Source organism: Streptococcus mitis ATCC 6249 (genome assembly GCF_000146585.1).
Taxonomy (GTDB): domain Bacteria; phylum Bacillota; class Bacilli; order Lactobacillales; family Streptococcaceae; genus Streptococcus; species Streptococcus mitis_AZ.
The window spans coordinates 618,992-639,024 of record NZ_GL397179.1 but is presented as its reverse complement, the minus strand read 5'-3'; the positions used below and the strand labels follow the sequence as shown (position 1 = coordinate 639,024).

The following is a 20,033-nucleotide window of genomic DNA, read 5'->3' as shown; positions in this document are numbered from 1 at the left end:
TTTCCGGTCAAATCATTGGAAAAATCTGACAATTCTCGGTAAAATGAAAGAAAAAAGAATGGAGTAGTTTATGACCACTTTTCTCGGAAATCCTGTAACCTTTACAGGTAAACAACTGCAAGTCGGAGACAAGGCACTTGACTTTTCTCTTACGACAACCGATCTCTCTAAAAAAACGCTAGCTGACTTTGATGGAAAGAAAAAAGTCTTGAGTGTTGTCCCATCTATCGATACCGGTATCTGCTCAACGCAAACACGTCGCTTCAACCAAGAACTTGCTAACCTTGATAATACCGTCGTTCTTACCGTTTCTATGGACCTACCATTTGCCCAAGGACGCTGGTGTGGGGCTGAAGGTCTTGACAATGCCATCATGCTTTCAGACTATTTTGACCATTCTTTCGGACGTGATTATGCCCTCTTGATCAACGAATGGCATCTCCTTGCACGTGCCGTCTTTGTTCTCGATACTGACAATGTCATCCGTTACGTAGAATACGTTGATAACATTAACACGGAACCAGACTTTGAAGCTGCTATTGCTGCAGTTAAAGAACTAGACTAAAATCACAAGCATTATGACAGAAAGCTAGAGAAATCTAGCTTTTTTTGGTATACTAGATGGAGAGAATGAACAAGAGGAAACGAATGACTCCAAATAAAGAAGATTATTTAAAATGTATTTATGAAATCGGTACGGACATGCAAAAAATCACCAACAAAGAAATTGCTGCCCGTATGCAGGTCTCTCCACCTGCTGTAACAGAGATGATCAAACGCATGAAAAGTGAAAATCTCCTCCTCAAGGATAAGGAGAACGGCTATCTATTGACAGATATTGGCCTCAAACTGGTCTCTGAGCTCTATCGTAAACACCGTTTGATTGAAGTCTTTCTAGTTCACCATTTGGACTATACTAGCGATCAGATCCACGAAGAAGCTGAGGTCCTAGAACACACAGTCTCTGACCTATTTGTAAAGAGACTGGATAAACTGCTGGGTTTCCCTCAAACCTGCCCCCACGGTGGAACCATACCAGCCGAGGGAGAACTCTTGGTTGAAATCAATAACCTGCCACTAGCAGCCGTCCAGGAAGCTGGAACCTATCTCCTGACTCGCGTTCATGATAGTTTTGAACTACTCAAATATCTAGAAAAGCACGCAATTCATATCGGTGACCAACTCCAAGTCAAGCAGTTTGATGGCTTTTCCAATAGCTTTACTCTAGTCAACAAAGACGAAGACCTCCAAGTTAGTATGGATATCGCCAAACAACTCTATGTCGAAAAAATCAACTAACCCCTTATTCCTGAAAGAAATTCCTTTCAGGGATTTTTTATTATGTTAGTTGCAACTCCCATTCATTTGGTGTAGAATGAAGGTAGATAAAAGAGGGAGGTCATCCTATGAAAAAGCTCTTTAGACTCCATTTTGCAGCCATTGCAGTCAGCGATTTGCTACTATTAGCAATTTTTATCTCCAAAACCGATCTCTCTGTAGACTGGCTCCTGCTGTCTGGTTTTATTTTCATCCTTGCTCAAGGACTACTGCTATTTCGCTTAGTCAACCGACTCAAACATCATTTCGTTGAGATTTATCCTCAAATCAATAAAAAGTTTCGCTTCTACTATTTAGGGGTGCTCATTAGCGATTTTCTATTATTTGTCCTTTTAGCCTTCACTAGTTCTCAGCAATTTTCATCTCTTATGCCAATCGTCACTGGTTGTCATTCTACTTTATATTATATGACGGCTAGCCACCTAAGGGAAAACTATCCAGACTTTTACGATAAACACATCTCTTTCTGGGAGTGTTTCTAAACAAAAACCAAGCTGACTGGCTTGGTTTTCTTATCTATTTTTTGTATCAAGGATAATGGTGACCGGTCCGTCATTGACCAGCTCCACCTGCATATCCGCTCCAAAGATACCTGTCTGAACAGGTACTTCTTGTACTAGTTTTTGATTAAAAGCGTCATAGAAGTCTGATGCCCTATCAGGCTTGGCTGCTCCTGTAAAGGCTGGACGATTGCCCTTCTTAGTATCTGCAAAAAGGGTAAACTGAGAAATCGAAAGGATTTCGCCCCCAATATCCTTAACAGACAGATTCATCTTGCCTTCTGCATCTGAAAAAATCCGCATGTTGACAAGCTTTCGGACAGCATAATCCAGATCTTCCTCTTGGTCCTCTGGGCCTACACCGACCAACAGTAAAAGCCCCTGATTGATTTTTCCCTGAACCTGACCTTCGATACTCACTTGGGCTTTTTTAACCCGTTGAATGATGATTTTCATAAGCGCCTTTCTATTCAATTATCCGTTGGTTCGTTTGACTGAGTATACCTCTGGCACACTCTTGATTTTGTCAACGACCGTTGTCAGCGTAGAAAGGTTTGAGATTCCAAAGGACACATGGATATTAGCAAATTTCATATCCTTGGTTGGTTGGGCGTTAACGGTTGAGATATTCTTAGTGGTGTTGGAAAGAACTTGCAGAACATCATTTAAGAGACCTGTACGGTTGAGGCCATAGATATCGATATGGGCGATGTATTCCTTGCTTGAGTATTGGTCTTCCCATTCCACATCAAGGAGACGTTGCTCGTAGTTTTCTTGGGCACGGAGATTCATACAGTCCACGCGGTGAATAGCCACTCCACGGCCCTTGGTAATATAGCCAACAATATCATCACCAGGCACTGGATTGCAACACTTGGCAATCCGTACTAGGAGACCTGAGGCTCCTTCAATGACCACACCACCCTCATGTTTGACCTTGAGGGTTTCTTTATTCTCAACCTTAACCTCGCCACCTTTGACAAGCTCTTCTGCTTCCGCCTTGGCCTTGGCACGCTCTTCCTCACGGCGTTCCTTTTCGGTCAGACGATTAAAGACCGTAATGGCACCGATTTCTCCAAAACCAATGGCCGCAAAGAGAGACTCTTCTGTCTTGTAGCTAGTCTTTTGAAGGACTTGGTCCATGTGACGCTTGTCCATAAATTTATTGGCTACATAGCCGTTTTCTTGGAACTGAGCCATCAGCATTTCACGGCCCTTGTTAACAGACAATTCCTTGTCTTGGTTTTTAAAGAACTGACGAATCTTGTTGCGTGCCTTGCTAGTCTTGACCATGTTGAGCCAGTCACGACTCGGGCCAAAGGAGTTAGGGTTGGTGACAATTTCGACCTGATCCCCAGTTTTGAGCTTGGTTGTCAGAGGAACCATGCGGCCATTGACCTTGGCACCAGTTGCTTTTTCACCGACTTTGGTATGAATTTCATAGGCGAAGTCAATCGGGCCTGAATCTTTTGGAAGGGAACGTACAGCCCCATCTGGGGTAAAGACGTAAATCTCCTCAGCTAGGTAGTTTTCCTTTACAGAATCCACAAATTCCTTGGCATCATCAGCCTGGTCTTGCAACTCAATCATTTCCTTGATCCAGTTCATCCCAATAGCTGATTCTTTGCTGTTGACCTGCCCCTTGATTCCTTTTTTATAAGCCCAGTGAGCCGCAACCCCGTACTCAGCAACCTCGTGCATTTCCTTGGTACGAATCTGGAATTCAATCGGCCCTTTTGGTCCATAGACAGTCGTATGGATAGACTGGTAACCATTGGCCTTACGGTTAGCGATATAATCTTTAAAACGCCCAGGCATTGGTTTCCAAAGCTCATGCACATAGCCAAGCATGGCATAGACATCACTATGAGTCTCTAAGATACAGCGAATGGCAATCAGGTCATAGATTTCCTCAAAGCGTTTCTTCTTATCCTGCATCTTGCGATAGATAGAGTAGATATGTTTGGGACGGCCATAGATTTTCCCTTTTAGATTGCGTTCGGAAGTGTAGTCCTCTAACTTTGTCACGACTTCATCGACCAAAGCCTCACGCTCTCTGCGTTTTTCCTTCATCATGTGAGTGATCTTGTAAAACTCAGTTGGATTGAGATAGCGGAAGGACAAGTCTTCTAACTCCCACTTGACGCTGGAAATCCCCAGGCGATGAGCAAGTGGTGCATAGATTTCCATGGTCTCTCTGGAAATCCGTTCCTGCTTGTCTTTTCGTAGGTGGTTAAGCGTTCTCATGTTATGCAAGCGGTCAGATAGTTTAACCAAGATAACGCGGATATCCTCAGACATGGCCATGAGCATCTTACGGTGGTTTTCCGCTAATTGCTCCTCGATCGATTTGTACTCCACCTTACCAAGCTTAGTCACTCCATCAACAATAATGCGAACATCATGACCAAACTCTTGCTCTAAATCATCCAGTGTCGCATCCGTATCCTCAACCACATCATGCAAAAAACCACAGGCAACCGTCACGGCATCTAGCTTGAGCTTAGCTAAAATCCCTGCCACCTGAATGGGATGAATAATATAGGGCTCGCCAGATTTACGGTATTGACCACTATGGCATTCAACGGCGTAAACCAAGGCTTTATGTACAAAAGCAACATCTTCTTTTGATAAATATTTTTGCGTTAAAGCGACAACCTCATCGCCCGTCAAATTCACTTCTTTCGGCATCTATTCTCTCCAATTCTTCCTACCATTTTATCACTTTTTTAAGAATATTAAAACTAGAAAAACCTATTTTCATGCCTAGTCTATGCATTTAAAAGAAAAAGCACTGCAAGAGAAACTCTGCAGTGCTTTGCTATTCTATTTATTTATCTTAGTAGATAGTTTTCTCAGTTTCTACGTCGAAGAAGTGCGCTTTGTTCAAGTCAAATCCAAGTTCAACTGTTGCACCTGTTTGCAAGTAGTCACGAGCATCCACTTTTGCAACAAATTCATCTTTACCAACTTGGCAGTAAAGGTGAGATTCTGAACCAAGCAATTCTGATACAGAGATAGTTGCTTTAACAACTGATTCTGGGAATGTTTCAAGGAAAGCAGGTTCTGCATTCACATCTTCTGGACGGATACCGAAGATCAATTCTTTACCTTCGTAGCCTTTATCACGAAGAACTTTCAAAGCTCCTTCTGGAACTTTCAAGCGGAAACCGTCAGAAACAATTTCGCTACCAACCAATTTCACATTGATGAAGTTCATAGCTGGGCTTCCGATGAATCCTGCTACGAATTTGTTAACTGGGTTTTTGTAAACTTCTTGAGGAGTACCGATTTGTTCTACACGTCCGATAGTACCTGTACCAGCAGGGTTCTTAGTAGCTGACATGATAACGATACGGTCTGCCAATGTCATCGCTTCTGTTTGGTCGTGCGTTACGTAGATGGTTGTAGCACCGATACGACGGTGGATCTTCGCAATTTCAGCACGCATAGATACACGAAGTTTGGCATCCAAGTTTGACAAAGGTTCGTCCATCAAGAATACTTTTGCATCACGGACAATCGCACGACCCATGGCAACACGTTGACGTTGACCACCAGAAAGGTCAGCAGGTTTACGATCCAAGAACTCTTTCAAGCCAAGGATTGCTGCAGCTTCTTGCACACGTTTGTCGATATCTTCTTTGCTGTATTTACGCAATTTCAAACCGAAAGCCATGTTGTCATATACAGTCATGTGTGGGTAAAGAGCGTAGTTTTGGAATACCATGGCGATGTCACGGTCTTTTGGAGCTACGTCGTTGACAACCACGCCATCGATAGATGCAGTACCTTCTGTGATGTCTTCAAGACCTGCAATCATACGAAGAGTTGTTGATTTACCACATCCTGAAGGACCTACGAAAACGATAAATTCCTTGTCTTTGATGTCCAAGTTGAAGTCTTCAACTGAGTAGTGTTCGCTGTTTGGATATTTTTTGTAAATGTTTTTAAGATTTAATTCTACCATCGAGGTAAACTCCTTTTGTCTTTTGATAGTTTTATTATAGATGAAAACGCTTTACTTTTCTATGGCAAGGTGACCAAAAAAATAAAAAAGTTCTGTGCAACTTGCACAAAACTTTAGAGAATATCTGGTAAAATCAACTGATAACAAAGGCTGAGATCCGTCAACTCCTTCAACTGAAGTCCTGTTAATTCTTCCCATTTATCAATCTTGTATTGGAGAGAATTGCGATGCAGATAGAGTTGCTGGGCTGTTTTAGTTAAGACAGCACTGTTTTCCCAGAGAGTAAGAATGATCTCCTGAATCTGATCTTGGTCCAGAATCAACTGACGAAGGTATTCTTTGATAATTCTATGGTCAACCAGCCCTTCCCCAAGACTCCAAAGATAGAGCTGTGAAAAAGTATGAACCCCTTGATGCCCCTGACGCCACCAAGCCTTAAACAAGTCCCGCTCTGCTTGGATTAAATCTGACAAAGCCTGATACCCAGTCTGTGACCAAACCTGCCCCAACATGATAGACAGACGAAGACCAAAGTCATACTCTACTGCCTCAATCGTATCGGATAAGATTGAGCGAACAGAGCTGTATTTATCTTGCTGGAGAATAAAAACATAGTCCTGAACTCCGACCTGCAACACTGTCTGGCAGTTAGGAAAGAGGGTCTGCATCATATCCAGCCAAGAGGCTAGATTTTCCTGTTGGTAATAGGATAGATGGCAATAAACCAGTTGTATCTTTTTAAAAGTTTGAGGTGCCTGCCCCTTTCCCTCGATCAGATAGGAATACCAAGGATTGAGTGAACTAGCCTGCTCCTGCTGGGTTAAAAGGGCAATTAACTGCTTTTCACGCTCGCTGAGCCCAGTTTCTTCCAGTAAAATCCACTGTTGAGAAGATAGAGGAAGTGTAAGATATCCTAGTTTCTCTATTGGCTGATCTGAAATCTGAGCCTCAGGAAACCAGTCTAGTAATTCTTTTGCAAGCATTTCTACGCCTCCACTTTTTGGATACACCACGAAATCAAGGTCTCTAGACGCTCCATATTATCAGTCAGATGAAGATAACCCATGACAGCTTCAAAGCCAGTCGACATCCGATAAGTTACGACATCTGCATTTTTAGCCTTTGTGTGGCTATTGGTATTGCGCCCACGTTTATAGATTTCTTCTTCTTTTTCCGTTAAAACTTGCTCCTCCAACATGAGGGAAATCAGGCGAGCCTGAGCCTTGGCCGAGACATACTTGGTCGCCTCTTGGTGAAGTTTATTGGGCTTGGTCATGCCTTTTAGGATGAGGTGGCGGCGAATATACATGGAATACACCGCATCCCCTTCAAAGGCTAGCGCAATTCCGTTAATGAGATTGACATCAATCACGTGTCCACCTCACTCCATCCTTGGTATCAAGGAGCTTAATCCCTTGAGCAGCCAGTTGATCACGGATTTGGTCTGCTGTCGCAAAGTCACGATTAGCACGCGCTTCTTGTCGTTTTTGGATCAAGGTTTCGATCTCTGCATCCAAAACTTCCTCGACAAAGACAATTCCGAAGACCTCTAACATAGCCGCAAGAGCTTCCTTGACACTTGCATCATAGTTACCTGAATTGATCCATTTGGCCATTTCAAAGACAACTGTGATACCATTGGCAGCGTTGAAGTCCTCATCCATAGCCGCTACAAACTTATCTTTAAAGTCTTGCAACTCTTGAATGTCTACAGTCCCAGAAAATGGTTGCTCGTAAGTGTTTTTCAGATACTTGAGATTGGTCTCGGCATCCCGCACTGCTTTTTCCGTAAAGTTGATTGGTTTACGGTAATGCTGAGTCGCAAAGAAGAAACGCAACACTTGACCATCAAGAGTTTTAAGGGCATCATGGACTGTGATGAAATTCCCCAAGGATTTAGACATCTTGACATTATCGATATTGACAAAGCCATTGTGCATCCAGTAGTTGGCGAAAGTCTTGCCTGTTTTTGCTTCTGACTGGGCAATTTCGTTGGTATGGTGAGGAAACTCCAAATCAGCTCCACCACCGTGGATATCAATGGTATCTCCCAAAATCTCTGTTGACATGACCGAACACTCGATATGCCAGCCCGGACGACCAGGTCCCCAAGGACTGTCCCAAGAAATCTCACCTGGTTTTGCAGCTTTCCATAGGGCAAAGTCCACAGGATTTTCCTTGCGAGCCGTTTCTTCATCGGTACGACCTGAAGCACCCAGCTCCAAATCTTCCAAGGTTTTATTGGCTAACTTGGCATAGTTGTGGGATTTTTCCACACGGAAGTAAACATCCCCTTGACTCTCGTAAGCATAACCTTTTTCAATCAAGTCAGCGACAAAACGAATGATGTCCTCCATAAACTCCACCACACGCGGATGGCGAGTCGCAGGTTTCACGCCCAAGGCCGTCACATCCTCACGAAAGGCAGCGATGTACTTGTCCGCAATCTCCTGAGGTGTGATGCCTTCTTCCTTGGCGCGATTGATAATCTTATCATCTACATCTGTAAAATTGGAAATATAGGCAACTTCGTAGCCACGGTATTCGAAATAACGACGAATGGTATCAAAAGCTACCGTCGAACGTGCATTCCCCACGTGGATATAGTTATATACGGTTGGCCCACAAACATACATCTTGACTTTGCTGTCCTCAATCGGGACAAATTCTCGCAAATCACGAGACATGGTGTCATAAATTTTAATCATGCGGTCCACTCCCTTCTCTATTTCTGACTTTTTCGGCTGAAAACCAGCTCTGCAAAAGGGCCAAATTGTCTGAGGCTATCCAGTTGGTAAAAGCGCTGCCCTTCCTCTTGAGTAAAGAGGGGAACTCCCTTTCCTAGGATAAGGGGCGCTATCTGAATAATGAGGTGGTCGAAAAGATCCGCATCCAAGAGCGGTCCTACCAAGGAATTACCACCAATCACAAAGACATTTTTGCCTTTGTCAATCTGCTGAACAAAGTCCACCACATCCCCAGCTACTGGCTGGTAATTGCTGACAGGCAGGTGCCTATCATGCGTAAAGACATAGTTTTCCGTAGCTTGATAAAAACTTTCTACATCTTGCAAATCTTGGATTTCCTCAAAGGTCCGCTTGCCCATGATGGTGATATCCATTTGCCTGTAAAAGTCATCATAGCCTGTATCCTCTACAGAACCAAGCTGATGCAGCCAGTCTATCCTGTGCTGGCTGTCTGCCAAGTAGCCATCCATGGTGATACAGCCGTAAAAATATACTGCCATTCTTGTAGTTACCTTTCTAGTTCCTTTGCTATTATCAAAGCGATAGTGAAAAAAGTCATGGCATCAGCTGTCCGCTCTTCATGGCGGGCATCCCAGGCTCGGTTATGATGATCCACATAGTCAGCTGTGTAGAAGAACTGATAGACTTTACTCTTGCGAAATTGACTCCAAGCCATGATAGCTGAAGCTTCCATGTCCACCACTTGTGCACCAGCAGCCAAGCGACGCTTGACCTTATCAGGCGTTTCTCGATAAAAGGCATTACTACTCTCTACAACCCCGACGATCTGTGGCTGGCTTCTCTAGCCTGCTCGAGTTTATTGACGTAGTACTCTCGTTTTTCTTCGACTTCGTGGATTGTTGGTTCATCCTTCTGTCCATGAACTCGGACGATCTTGGCCGGAATTCCGACAACTGTCACATCACTAGGAACATCTGCCACAACTACTGCTGCTGCACCGACTTTGGCATTTTCACCGATTTCAACGGGTCCAATGACTTGGGCATGAGCCGATATGAGAGCTCCCTTTCGAACGGTCGGATGGCGTTTGCCACAGTCTTTCCCTGTCCCACCAAGAGTAACCCCATGGTAGAGAAGAACACCTTTTTCAACGATAGCTGTCTCCCCAATCACCAAGCCAGAACCATGGTCGATAAAGACACCTGATTCTATCTGAGCACCCGGATGGATCTCAATCTGAGTCCAGAAGCGCCAAAACTGACTGTGCATCCGAGCCAAGAGTTTAAAGCCATGCTTCCAGAGAAAATGCGAGAGACGGTGGGCAGCCAAGGCCTTGACACCTGGATAGGTCAGTAGAACCTCCAAAGTAGTGCGCGCCGCTGGATCATTTTCTTTTACGATATCAATGGTTTCGCGCCACCATCCCATACATTTCTCCTTTCTTATTCTGAATCTTTTGGTTTGTGTGTAAATTCTTTTTTCGGTTTGTGGTCCTTGTGATGACGTGGACGGTGAGGACGTTCAGACTTTTCACCTTTTTCGTCACGCTCTGGTTTTGGTGGACGAGGAAGAAGAGCCTTCATAGAAGCATCAACACGTCCTTTTTCATCAATCTTGATAACTTTGACATCGACTTCGTCTCCAATTGCCACCAAGTCTTCGACATTATTGGTACGCGTCCAAGCCATTTCTGAAATGTGAACAAGTGCATCTGTCTTGTCAAAGAGGTTGACAAAAGCACCGAATTTCTCGATACGAACAACCTTGGCATGGTACACTTCGTCCACTTTGGCTTCACGCACCAAGCCAGCAATGATTTCTTTGGCACGGTTAATAGCATCTTGGTCGCTCGAGTAGATAGACACATTTCCTTCTTCGTCGATATCAATCTTAACGCCTGTTTCAGCGATAATCTTGTCAATCGTTTCTCCACCTTTACCGATGACAATCTTGATCTTGTCCACATCAATCTTGATGGTATCAATTTTCGGTGCAGTTGGAGCCAATTCTGGACGAACTTCTGGGATGGTTGCTTCAATCACATCAAGGATTTCAAAACGGGCTTTCTTGGCTTGGGCAAGGGCTTCTGTCAAGATTTCTGCAGTAATTCCTTGAATCTTGATATCCATTTGTAGGGCTGTAATCCCGTCACGAGTACCTGCAACCTTAAAGTCCATGTCTCCAAAGTGGTCTTCCAAACCTTGGATATCTGTCAATACGGTATAGTTGTTTCCGTCGGAGATGAGACCCATGGCAATACCAGCTACTGGCGCCTTGATTGGTACACCACCAGCCATAAGGGCAAGAGTTCCTGCACAGATAGAGGCTTGAGAAGAAGAACCATTTGATTCCAAGACCTCTGCTACCAGACGGATAGCGTATGGGAATTCTTCCAAACTTGGCAAGACTTGGGCAAGAGCACGCTCACCAAGAGCACCGTGACCAATTTCACGACGACCTGGTGCACCGTAACGACCAGTTTCCCCTACAGAGTATTGAGGGAAGTTATAGTGGTGCATAAAGCGTTTCTTGTACTCTGGGTCCAAACCATCGATGATTTGAGTTTCTCCCATCGGAGCCAAGGTCAAGACAGAAAGGGCTTGAGTTTGACCACGAGTGAAGAGACCGGAACCATGTACACGAGGAAGGAAGTCAACAACCGCATCCAAAGGACGAATTTCATCGACCTTACGTCCGTCAGGACGAACCTTGTCTTCTGTGATCAAACGGCGCACTTCAGCGTGTTCCATTTGTTCCAAGATTTCAGCCACATCACGCATGATACGGTCAAATTCTTCGTGGTCTGCATATTTTTCTTGGTAAACTGCAGTCACTTGGTCTTTAACAGCTTGAGTAGCAACTTCACGCGCTAATTTTTCTTCTACTTGAACCGCTTTTTGGAGGTCACTGTTGTAGGCTGCGATGATTTCAGTCTGTAATTCAGCATCCACATGAAGCAGTTCCACTTCTGCTTTTTCCTTACCAACCGCAGCAACGATCTCTTCTTGGAAAGCAATCAATTCTTTGACTGCTTCGTGCCCTTTGAGAAGAGCTTCCAACATGATTTCTTCTGACAATTCTTTGGCACCAGACTCAACCATGTTAATAGCGTGTTTGGTACCAGCTACTGTCAATTCAAGAAGCGAACGCTCTGCTTGTTCTTGACTAGGGTTGATGATGATTTGACCATCGACATAGCCCACTTGTACCCCAGCGATTGGTCCGTCAAATGGAATATCTGATATAGAAAGCGCCAAGGATGAACCAAACATAGCTGCCATTGGTGCAGAGGCATTTTCATCATAAGAAAGAACCGTATTGATCACTTGCACTTCATTACGGAAACCTTCCGCAAACATTGGACGGATTGGACGGTCAATCAAACGCGCTGTCAAAGTCGCATCAGTTGAAGGACGTCCTTCACGTTTCATAAAGCCACCAGGAAACTTCCCAGCTGCATACATTTTTTCTTCGTAGTTGACTTGAAGTGGGAAGAAATCCCCAGTTGCCATTTTCTTAGACATCACGGCTGCAGTCAAGACAGTTGACTCACCGTAACGCACGACAACAGAGCCATTTGCTTGCTTAGCAACCTTACCAGTCTCTACAACCAACTCACGACCCGCAAAAGTCGTTTGAAATACTTGTTTTGTCATGTTAATCCCCTTTGGATTGATAATATTATACGCCTTGCCTACAAAAATCAGGATACTAAGCCGTTAAGCAACTCAAAGGAAAATAGGAGTCGAACGACGGAGCGACTGCTCCTAGGTAGATTTATCTTTTTCCACAGAGTTGTAGGCGTGTTCAATTAATCAAGATATTTTGGACGGTTCGGCTTGCCGAACATTTCTGTAGAAAAATAGGAAGCTTGTCTTTTTTCCTAAGAAATGAGGCCAAAATTCAATTAAGTAGTTTTTTTGATATTTCACTGGAATAGTGCGGACGGAAGGTAAAATTATCCAGTGGATGATTTTAGAAATCCAGGGAATTTCATTCCTAATTTTTGAACACTTCGCCTTTTTATTTCTATGCTCAGGCTAAAATAGTTCCCCGAACTATTTTACTCTCAAAAATTCCGTCCTAGAAAATAACAGAGTTATTCTCTAGGATACCACTATAGCGTGAAATATCTTTTAAATACTCACTCCGTTCGCGTTTTTTGAGACACCTATTATCATATTCTGTTTAAAAAATAATCCACTTTAAACAAACTTCTACAACCTAAATACCCTCATCTTTGTATCAAGTACGTACAGAGTCTATTTTATCATATTTTTCTTAAAAAGTGCGGGCTTTTCTATTAAAAAGGAACCATTCCCCCATGAAAAGAGGAATGGTTTGTTGTTTATTTTATTTAGCAAACTCTTTGGCTTTCGCAACTGTCATTTTTCATTTAAAAGCATGTAAATGACAAGCTGTCGTCTCAGTGGTTAAAGAATCAATTACCCTAAAGACTGATGATTAAACAAGGCATGGGTTGCTTGGTGGATGTATTTTGCTGTTTCAGCATTGTTCATGGTGTAGAGATGGACACCTGCAACATCCTGGGTCACCAAGTCCACTATCTGGTCCACGGCATAGGCAAGTCCTGCTGCTCTGAGCGACTCAGGGTCATGCTCATACTTGTCTAAGATGGCCTTAAATTTACGTGGAAGGTGGATATTCTCACAAGTCTTCAAGAGACGAAGCGCTTGGTTACGGTTCAGAATGGGCATAATCCCCGCATGAATAGGAACATCAATCCCTGCCAAGGTACACTTGTCTTGGAAATCATAGAAACGCTCATTGTCAAAGAAAAGCTGCGTTACAAGGCTTGAACAACCTGCATCCACTTTCTTCTTGAGATTTTGGATATCCGAGATCTGGTTTGGCGAGTCAGGGTGCCCTTCTGGGTAACAAGCTCCGACAATCTCAAAGTGAGGGGCTTGTTCCTTGATGAACTCGATCAAGTCCGTTGCGTAGCGGAAATCCTTTTGTGGTTCCACATCAGGGATAATATCTCCACGCAAGGCCAAGATTTTCTGTACCCCAACCTTATCCAAGTCTGCAATGGTTTCAGCAACCTTTTCCTTGGTCAGATAGATAGCTGGCAAGTGGGCAATAGTTGGAATCGCCAAATCATTCTGGATAAAGTCAGCCAAACGAACCGTCGTTTCCTTGATATTAAATTTATTATTGCTGGCAGTCACACTGATAAAGTGAGGTGCTAGCTCCTGCATATCTTGAAGAGCAGAAATAATCTTATCATTACCCACAGCTGGGTTGGGAGGGAACACTTCAAATGAGAGTGACGGTGTTTGGCGTGACATAGTTTTTGTCCTTTTCTTTGATTTCGATATTGCTTAGCTAGATAGGGCTAAGCAGTCCCTTGATCAAACAGTGTCAAGCGAGAAATCGAATCTTACAATTTCTCACGCGCAGCTTTAGCTGCTTCGACAAGGCGGATCAAGCTTTCTTTTGTTTCTGGAATACCACGTGTTTTCAAACCACAGTCAGGGTTGATCCAAACTTTTCTGCTTGGAACTTTAGCAAGAATAGCATCGATTGTGTGGTCGATTTCGCCTTCATTTGGCACACGAGGAGAGTGGATATCGTAAACCCCAGGTCCCACTTCTGTTTGGAAGTTTTTCGCTTTGAGTTCGTCCAAAATTTCAAGGTTTGAACGGCTTGCTTCAAAAGAAATAACGTCCGCATCCATGTTGTCGATAGCTGGGATGATATCTGTAAATTCTGAGTAACACATGTGAGTGTGGATTTGAGTATCTGGTGCAACTGTAGAGTGGACCAAGCGGAAGGCTGGAATAGCCCAGTCAAGGTAGTCTTCGTACCAGTCGCTACGACGAAGTGGCAATTTCTCACGAAGAGCAGCCTCATCGATTTGGATAATCTTCACGCCTGCAGCTTCAAGGTCAAGAACTTCATCCTTGATAGCAAGGGCGATTTGAAGAGTTGAGTCCTTGATAGAGATGTCTTCACGTGGGAATGACCAGTTGAGGATGGTAACAGGTCCAGTCAACATACCTTTAACAGGTTTGTCAGTACGGCTTTGAGCATAGCTAGACCATTTTACAGTGATAGGGTTAAGACGAGTGACATCGCCCCAGATGATTGGCGGTTTCACCCCACGCATACCGTATGATTGTACCCAACCATTCTTAGAGAAGAGGTAACCTGACAAGTTTTGACCGAAGTACTCAACCATGTCGTTACGCTCGAACTCACCGTGTACAAGCACGTCAAATCCAACTTCTTCTTGCCATTTGATCCATTCGTCGATGGTTTCAGCAAGGAAGGCATCGTATTCTTCTTGTGACAATTCACCCTTACGGAAGGCCAAACGTTTCGCACGAACTTCTTTAGTTTGAGGGAATGAACCGATGGTTGTTGTTGGAAGTGCTGGAAGTTTGAAGGTTTCTTCTTGGATCGCTTCACGTTCTGCAAAGGCTGGCAAACGAATGTAGTCTGCATCTGTCAATCCAGCAATACGGGCACGAAGTTCAGTATTTTCACCCACACGCTCAGTCGCAAAGAGTTCTTTGTTAGCTGCAAGAGCTTGTTCACCTTGACCGTTGCGAATAGCATCCAAATCACGAATTTCATCCAATTTTTCAACTGCAAAAGCAAAGTGGTTCAAAATTGCTGGTTCAAATTCTTCGTTAGCTGTTGTAAATGGCACATGAAGAAGTGAACATGAGCTTGTCAAGACAATGTTTTCAGCTGGGATTTGCTCAAGAACAGCCAAGCTCTTTTCGTAGTTGTTTCGCCAGATGTTTTTACCATTGACAATCCCTGCATAGAGAGTCTTGTCAGATGGGAAACCACCTTTAACGAGTTCAAGAGTTTTCTTACCTTCAACGAAGTCCAAACCAATGGCATCTACTGGCAAGTTCACAAGATCAGAGTAGACGTCACGAACGTCACCGAAGTATGTTTGAAGCAAGACTTCAAGACCTTTTTTGTCAGACAAGAGTTTGTTGTAGAGGTTCAAGAAGAGAGCTTTTTCTTCAGCTGTTAAATCTTTTACAAGAGCCGCTTCGTCCAATTGGATACGAGTCGCACCAAGTTCAGACAATTTTGCAAAAACTTCTTGGTAAGCAGCGACAAAGCTATCTACGAAGTCTTCTGCTTTCACCCCTTCTTCAAAGTCTGACAATTGAAGGAAAGTGAATGGTCCTACAAGGACTGGACGAGTGTTCAATCCAAGTTCTTTGGCTTCTTGGAACTCATCAAAGATCTTGTGACCAGCCAATTTTACTTGAGTGTCTTTTTCAAATTTAGGCACGATGTAGTGGTAGTTGGTGTTGAACCATTTCTTCATCGGAAGGGCACGAACATCCCCTTTTTCTCCTTGGTAACCACGCGCCAAAGCAAAGTAGCGCTCAAGGTCAGACAAGTCCAAGTTTTGAACAGAAGCTGGCACCACGTTGAAGAGGAAGGCTGCATCTAGGAAGTTGTCATAGTGAGAAAAGTCATTTGATGGGATTTCAGTGATGCCTTTTTCTTTGACGATGTTCCAGTGTTTCGCACGCAATTCTTTTGCTGCTGCAAGGAGTTCTTCTGCTGTGATTTCTTTTCTAAAGTATTTTTCAGTTGTAAATTTTAATTCGCGGAATTCGCCCAAACGAGGGAAACCGATGATCGTAGTTGACATGATGTGTCCTCCAAAATTTGTTGTTGAAACTATCTTAACAGAAAAGAAAGCGCCTGTATAATTGTAAAAAATTAGGATTTGATATAGTTTGAAACTATATCTCTCTTTTAAACAAAAGAAAAGGACTTGAGACCAGTGCCTCAAATCCTTTGTATAGCTTGCTTTATGTTGTCTTTTAGTTGAAATGCTCAAACGAGCTATTGACTATTCTTATAAGTTCCTATGGCTTGTTATTAAAAAAGACTATAGGTCAGTTTAATCAACTTTTTTCCTGTTCAAGTGGAACGACAGCTAGTGTCTTTCCTAAACTGGCTAAGACTTTTAAGACCGTATCCAACTGAGGACTGGTCTTTCCTGTCTCCATCCTAGCTATAACAGGCTGGCTTACTCCACTTAGTTCCTCTAGCTTTTTCTGACTGATACCTTGCTCATGCCTAGCCTCAATCAACTCACTCATAATAGCCACTCGCATATCACTTTCAAGGATTTCCTCCTTGGTAAATAGTTCTGTTCGAACATCCTTCCAATTACTTCCAATAGCACTATTCTTCATCACTTAACCCTCTTTCTTTTAAGTCCTTCAGTTCACGCTTGGCTTTTTAAATTAATTATAACTCAAAAGTTATTAAAAGTAAATCTTAACACTCATAAAAAGAAGACCTTAGAATCATTCTAAAGGTCTCATATTTATTATTCGAAAAAATTACGAGAAGAGTTATAATATGGAGCTAATCCTGACTCTTACTCCAGCTCAATGCCTTTCTCTCGGAGATTAGCTAAGCACTCCTCATAGTATCCTGCATCATGCTCACTATAGATGGGCTTGCCTAGCTTCTCCTCAGGCAAGTCTTCATAGGGAGTGCAAATTTTGCCACGGTAGTTCTTGTCCAGCCACTCTGGACTGACATTATAGCCACGGTTAGTCATCTCCTCCATGATCAAGCGATGATAGGCATAGAGACGATAGGGCGAGTGGGTAAAGACATAGTTCACCGTCGCATGCTTTCTACCCCAGCCATTGCCACGCAGGGCGCAACATTCTCGATGTTGCCCCAAAAGCTGAGGACGGGGAAGTTGTGAAATCAAAGCCTCATGCCAAAGTCTCATGGGAGTCTCCTTTCAGTAAAGTCGAATGTTGCAAATAGGTATTGGGATAGTGATCCAGCAAGTCTCGGGTCTTAGCGATTAAGTCTTCCTTAGAAGCCTGACCAAAGCGGTAGTGATCCAGCAAGAGCATGTAGTCCTTGCGCTCAGCATCAGTCGCTTTCTTTTTAAAATAGCCCCAAATATGCTGAAAGGCATTGCAGACCTGACCTCTGTGTTCTGGGATTTGACAGGCACGGTTGATCAGTTCTTGAACATGACTTACTTCCACCTCTTCATTCTTGAGATACTGACGAATCTCATTGTAAATATTGCTAGAATGGCTCAAAACAAGGTATTTGTTTCTAGCCCAGAGTTGTTGGCAATGGGATTTTTGATTAATTTGTTCCATGATTCTCCTTGCTTTTTATCAGTTTCCAGGAAATATGGAAACAAAGTTGTAAATTAATTTTTTAAGGAAATGTATTTTCTCTCTATTTTATCAATTTTTTGTAAAAAACGAACTATGAGAGACAAGAGCCTTATATCTTGATATAAAAATGAAAATATCAAGTTATTTTGGTTATGTATTAGAAATAGTCTTTAAGAAATCCATGAAATCTGGATGAACAAATATCTGTCTTTCAGAGTGCCTAACTTGAAGATTATTAACTGAATTTATAAAAGGAGTATCATGATTCGAAAGAACTGCTCGTGTATTATTCAAACTTTCCCCTTTTACTCCCAAAAAGTTCCTTGGTACTATTTTAATAAGAATTTTACTAGATAATGGATAGTAGATAAATGTATCATCTCTTCCTACACCATTGTCAGCGTAAGAAACTGAGTTTCTAATAAAATTATACATCACAACCGGAGAGTCGCTTGTAATAAATGGAACACTAGAATTATTGAAACAAACTAACCAAATTTTATCAGCTAATACCTTAGAAAGTTTTTCCAGTCTATCTACCTCTGCAATTAATGGAATAGTCATATCTCTTATAAAGTCATTTTTATTATTTACAAAATCTTCTAATATGCCTTTTATTATTTCAGGATGTAATTCAAACTGTTCTGATGTTTCGTTGATCTTTTCATCAAAAATAATTTCCCCATGTTCAAATCTACGTTCTAAAAATCCTGGTACTCGTAATATTTGAAAGGAGATCATTTTAGATAACGAGTGAATCTGAGAAACTGTTAAAACATCATTCTTTTTTTGAGATAACGTTAGTGAAGCAATTATGTTATTCATCTCTGGTCCATATAAAGGTTCAATCTCGCTGGAGAAAAATTTCTCCCAATGTTTAGAATCTTTTTTATCACTAACGTCATAAAAGTTTTTCCTGAACGCCACATTATCAACTGAATCTATAAAAATTTTATTAGATTTCAATTGTTTAACTGCTATATTATAGCCTTTATTATTCAGATTTTTCTTACCGAATCGTTTCAAATAACTTTTAGGAACAACGTGCTGTTTAATATTTGATTTAATCGTATTCCTCCTATCTATCTAATTCACACAAGCCGACTTCTCGGAAACGAGATAGTATATCTTCTGAACTTAATTTTCCTGTTTTAAACTGTTCAAACATTTTTAAGAAAATAAGACTATCTACTATCAACACATTATTAGCCGCATTCCTGGCTACTTCAATAACATTATTGCTAACAGGTAGCCGTTCCTCAGGTTTTATATCTTTAAATCGATTTACTATGATTATCTTTTTAATTACGTCTGGAACAACTTCTTTTGTTTCTTCATAAATATGTCCGTGAGTCACTAATTGTGAAACATTTGATTTTTTTACATCTTTTGTTAACCCTTTAAATTCAAAAATGTAATGAATCCCATTTTTCTCGAAAGAATAATCTTCATTTTTTCTATCTTCGAATTCACTTTGAGCATCACACATTATTTCTAACATTTCTATCAAAATTACTTCTAATTCCGATCCTGATTTAAATAAAATTGATTCAAAACGTTTATTTTCACGAATAATTTCTTTTGAAATTTTTATTTTATCTTTAGACTCTTCAATCTTTTTATTTTCTATTTGTATAGCTTCATTTTGATTAATATCATCAAAAAAATGTAGTTCTTGAAACCAGTCAGGTGCCTCTTCTTTGGTTTCATCCATCAAAACATTTTGTACCAAGACTGATAATTCATCATTATTTTTAGCTTGTAGAGTAGTTAATGAATACTTGCCATGTGATACAAATACTAATTTTTCGCTTCCGTCTGAATAGACCATATCCTCTGGTAGATTATAACCGTCATAATAATTCTCCCCCATTTTTGAGTCAAAGTAGAAATCAGCTGATAGTTTAGTACCTGACAAATTTGTATGAGTTTTTTCGTAATACAAATCAATATCTGTTGGTATAACTTTTTCTAAATTATGAACCAAATACCTGATAATATCTTTAAGTTGCTCCCTAGCCAAAAAATCTTTGCCTCTTCCTCTAATTGGTGTTGCATATTCCGTTTTAAAGCTAATATTTGGTGGTAGAATGTATAAGAATTTTGTCTTAGATGAGTGACAAACGCTAGTTAATAGCGTTTGAAAGTCATTATCGCAGTCTAGTTTTTCAAAATCCTTATTATAACAATGGTTTAACCAAATTGAGGAATCAGTCAAATCGATAATATTTAAATCATAGGAATCTAATGAATGAGCCTGTCCAAATGAATTACACTCCGTTACACTATAATCATTTTCATTACGTCCATTATAATTTATTAACTGTATCTGCATTCTTTTCCTTTC

19 protein-coding genes and 1 pseudogene are annotated in these 20,033 nt (G+C 41.7%); 3 read left to right on the top strand and 17 right to left on the bottom strand.

Annotation, left to right across the window (positions count from 1 at the left end; genetic code table 11):
• Nucleotides 1-70 precede the first annotated feature (70 nt).
• From tpx to HMPREF8571_RS04890, 3 genes are all read left to right on the top strand, one after another.
• Nucleotides 71-565, top strand: a complete 495-nt coding sequence (gene tpx, locus HMPREF8571_RS04900) for a thiol peroxidase (RefSeq protein ID WP_000206539.1) — start codon at nucleotides 71-73, stop codon at nucleotides 563-565.
• 83 nt (nucleotides 566-648) lie between these two features.
• The gene (locus tag HMPREF8571_RS04895; RefSeq protein WP_000188534.1) at nucleotides 649-1,299 is read left to right on the top strand and encodes a metal-dependent transcriptional regulator; all 651 of its coding nucleotides are present in this window, start codon (nucleotides 649-651) and stop codon (nucleotides 1,297-1,299) included.
• Nucleotides 1,300-1,406: 107 nt separating this feature from the next.
• The gene (locus HMPREF8571_RS04890; RefSeq protein ID WP_000732799.1) at nucleotides 1,407-1,820 is read left to right on the top strand and encodes a hypothetical protein; all 414 of its coding nucleotides are present in this window, start codon (nucleotides 1,407-1,409) and stop codon (nucleotides 1,818-1,820) included.
• Between the two features lie 30 nt (nucleotides 1,821-1,850).
• On the opposite strand, the gene dtd is transcribed toward HMPREF8571_RS04890, so the two are convergent.
• From dtd to HMPREF8571_RS04805, 17 genes and pseudogenes are all read right to left on the bottom strand, one after another.
• On the bottom strand, nucleotides 1,851-2,294 hold the full coding sequence (gene dtd / locus HMPREF8571_RS04885) for a D-aminoacyl-tRNA deacylase (protein ID WP_000691424.1): 444 nt from the start codon (nucleotides 2,292-2,294) through the stop codon (nucleotides 1,851-1,853).
• 18 nt (nucleotides 2,295-2,312) lie between these two features.
• Nucleotides 2,313-4,529 (bottom strand): RelA/SpoT family protein, encoded by a 2,217-nt coding sequence (locus HMPREF8571_RS04880; protein ID WP_001123769.1) that lies wholly within the window; start codon nucleotides 4,527-4,529, stop codon nucleotides 2,313-2,315.
• A gap of 148 nt (nucleotides 4,530-4,677) precedes the next feature.
• Nucleotides 4,678-5,808 carry an ABC transporter ATP-binding protein gene (locus tag HMPREF8571_RS04875; RefSeq protein ID WP_000229943.1) on the bottom strand — a complete coding sequence of 377 codons (1,131 nt, stop codon included), beginning with the start codon at nucleotides 5,806-5,808 and terminating at the stop codon, nucleotides 4,678-4,680.
• Between the two features lie 113 nt (nucleotides 5,809-5,921).
• Nucleotides 5,922-6,791, bottom strand: a complete 870-nt coding sequence (locus tag HMPREF8571_RS04870) for a helix-turn-helix domain-containing protein (protein ID WP_000879847.1) — start codon at nucleotides 6,789-6,791, stop codon at nucleotides 5,922-5,924.
• Between the two features lie 2 nt (nucleotides 6,792-6,793).
• Nucleotides 6,794-7,180 carry a Mini-ribonuclease 3 gene (locus tag HMPREF8571_RS04865; RefSeq protein WP_000567922.1) on the bottom strand — a complete coding sequence of 129 codons (387 nt, stop codon included), beginning with the start codon at nucleotides 7,178-7,180 and terminating at the stop codon, nucleotides 6,794-6,796.
• Nucleotides 7,173-8,516: a cysteine--tRNA ligase gene (gene cysS / locus HMPREF8571_RS04860; protein WP_000591117.1), complete on the bottom strand. Its 1,344-nt coding sequence runs from the start codon at nucleotides 8,514-8,516 to the stop codon at nucleotides 7,173-7,175. The genes HMPREF8571_RS04865 and cysS overlap by 8 nt, the downstream gene beginning before the upstream one ends.
• A gap of 17 nt (nucleotides 8,517-8,533) precedes the next feature.
• On the bottom strand, nucleotides 8,534-9,055 hold the full coding sequence (locus HMPREF8571_RS04855; RefSeq protein ID WP_000301980.1) for a dihydrofolate reductase family protein: 522 nt from the start codon (nucleotides 9,053-9,055) through the stop codon (nucleotides 8,534-8,536).
• Nucleotides 9,056-9,063: 8 nt separating this feature from the next.
• A pseudogene (locus HMPREF8571_RS04850) lies at nucleotides 9,064-9,324 on the bottom strand (phosphorylase); the annotation flags it as partial.
• Between the two features lie 2 nt (nucleotides 9,325-9,326).
• Nucleotides 9,327-9,944, bottom strand: a complete 618-nt coding sequence (cysE, locus tag HMPREF8571_RS04845; protein WP_000539990.1) for a serine O-acetyltransferase — start codon at nucleotides 9,942-9,944, stop codon at nucleotides 9,327-9,329.
• A 14-nt stretch (nucleotides 9,945-9,958) separates the two neighbouring features.
• Nucleotides 9,959-12,172, bottom strand: a complete 2,214-nt coding sequence (gene pnp, locus HMPREF8571_RS04840; protein ID WP_000166432.1) for a polyribonucleotide nucleotidyltransferase — start codon at nucleotides 12,170-12,172, stop codon at nucleotides 9,959-9,961.
• 789 nt (nucleotides 12,173-12,961) lie between these two features.
• Nucleotides 12,962-13,828, bottom strand: a complete 867-nt coding sequence (metF, locus tag HMPREF8571_RS04835; protein ID WP_000089957.1) for a methylenetetrahydrofolate reductase [NAD(P)H] — start codon at nucleotides 13,826-13,828, stop codon at nucleotides 12,962-12,964.
• Nucleotides 13,829-13,920: 92 nt separating this feature from the next.
• Entirely contained in the window at nucleotides 13,921-16,170 is a 2,250-nt protein-coding gene (gene metE, locus HMPREF8571_RS04830) for a 5-methyltetrahydropteroyltriglutamate--homocysteine S-methyltransferase (protein ID WP_000108256.1), read from the bottom strand.
• A 259-nt stretch (nucleotides 16,171-16,429) separates the two neighbouring features.
• Nucleotides 16,430-16,723: a helix-turn-helix domain-containing protein gene (locus tag HMPREF8571_RS04825; RefSeq protein WP_000797751.1), complete on the bottom strand. Its 294-nt coding sequence runs from the start codon at nucleotides 16,721-16,723 to the stop codon at nucleotides 16,430-16,432.
• 188 nt (nucleotides 16,724-16,911) lie between these two features.
• On the bottom strand, nucleotides 16,912-17,277 hold the full coding sequence (locus tag HMPREF8571_RS04820) for a TIGR02328 family protein (RefSeq protein WP_001241807.1): 366 nt from the start codon (nucleotides 17,275-17,277) through the stop codon (nucleotides 16,912-16,914).
• Nucleotides 17,261-17,665: a YbgA family protein gene (locus tag HMPREF8571_RS04815; protein WP_000435149.1), complete on the bottom strand. Its 405-nt coding sequence runs from the start codon at nucleotides 17,663-17,665 to the stop codon at nucleotides 17,261-17,263. Before HMPREF8571_RS04815 ends, HMPREF8571_RS04820 begins: the two co-directional genes overlap by 17 nt.
• Before the next feature lie 171 nt (nucleotides 17,666-17,836).
• On the bottom strand, nucleotides 17,837-18,742 hold the full coding sequence (locus HMPREF8571_RS04810; RefSeq protein WP_080542776.1) for a DUF4238 domain-containing protein: 906 nt from the start codon (nucleotides 18,740-18,742) through the stop codon (nucleotides 17,837-17,839).
• Nucleotides 18,743-18,764: 22 nt separating this feature from the next.
• Nucleotides 18,765-20,021 (bottom strand): hypothetical protein, encoded by a 1,257-nt coding sequence (locus tag HMPREF8571_RS04805; RefSeq protein WP_001166912.1) that lies wholly within the window; start codon nucleotides 20,019-20,021, stop codon nucleotides 18,765-18,767.
• Between the last annotated feature and the right edge of the window lie 12 nt (nucleotides 20,022-20,033).

What these genes read in the sequence shown, in the direction of transcription:
- tpx (WP_000206539.1), top strand. Translation starts at nt 71, where the DNA reads ATGACCACTTTTCTCGGAAATCCTGTAACCTTTACAGGTAAACAACTG.
- HMPREF8571_RS04895 (WP_000188534.1), top strand. Translation starts at nt 649, where the DNA reads ATGACTCCAAATAAAGAAGATTATTTAAAATGTATTTATGAAATCGGT.
- HMPREF8571_RS04890 (WP_000732799.1), top strand. Translation starts at nt 1,407, where the DNA reads ATGAAAAAGCTCTTTAGACTCCATTTTGCAGCCATTGCAGTCAGCGAT.
- dtd (WP_000691424.1), bottom strand. Translation starts at nt 2,294, where the DNA reads ATGAAAATCATCATTCAACGGGTTAAAAAAGCCCAAGTGAGTATCGAA.
- HMPREF8571_RS04880 (WP_001123769.1), bottom strand. Translation starts at nt 4,529, where the DNA reads ATGCCGAAAGAAGTGAATTTGACGGGCGATGAGGTTGTCGCTTTAACG.
- HMPREF8571_RS04875 (WP_000229943.1), bottom strand. Translation starts at nt 5,808, where the DNA reads ATGGTAGAATTAAATCTTAAAAACATTTACAAAAAATATCCAAACAGC.
- HMPREF8571_RS04870 (WP_000879847.1), bottom strand. Translation starts at nt 6,791, where the DNA reads ATGCTTGCAAAAGAATTACTAGACTGGTTTCCTGAGGCTCAGATTTCA.
- cysS (WP_000591117.1), bottom strand. Translation starts at nt 8,516, where the DNA reads ATGATTAAAATTTATGACACCATGTCTCGTGATTTGCGAGAATTTGTC.
- HMPREF8571_RS04855 (WP_000301980.1), bottom strand. Translation starts at nt 9,055, where the DNA reads ATGGCAGTATATTTTTACGGCTGTATCACCATGGATGGCTACTTGGCA.
- cysE (WP_000539990.1), bottom strand. Translation starts at nt 9,944, where the DNA reads ATGGGATGGTGGCGCGAAACCATTGATATCGTAAAAGAAAATGATCCA.
- pnp (WP_000166432.1), bottom strand. Translation starts at nt 12,172, where the DNA reads ATGACAAAACAAGTATTTCAAACGACTTTTGCGGGTCGTGAGTTGGTT.
- metF (WP_000089957.1), bottom strand. Translation starts at nt 13,828, where the DNA reads ATGTCACGCCAAACACCGTCACTCTCATTTGAAGTGTTCCCTCCCAAC.
- metE (WP_000108256.1), bottom strand. Translation starts at nt 16,170, where the DNA reads ATGTCAACTACGATCATCGGTTTCCCTCGTTTGGGCGAATTCCGCGAA.
- HMPREF8571_RS04825 (WP_000797751.1), bottom strand. Translation starts at nt 16,723, where the DNA reads ATGAAGAATAGTGCTATTGGAAGTAATTGGAAGGATGTTCGAACAGAA.
- HMPREF8571_RS04820 (WP_001241807.1), bottom strand. Translation starts at nt 17,277, where the DNA reads ATGAGACTTTGGCATGAGGCTTTGATTTCACAACTTCCCCGTCCTCAG.
- HMPREF8571_RS04815 (WP_000435149.1), bottom strand. Translation starts at nt 17,665, where the DNA reads ATGGAACAAATTAATCAAAAATCCCATTGCCAACAACTCTGGGCTAGA.
- HMPREF8571_RS04805 (WP_001166912.1), bottom strand. Translation starts at nt 20,021, where the DNA reads ATGCAGATACAGTTAATAAATTATAATGGACGTAATGAAAATGATTAT.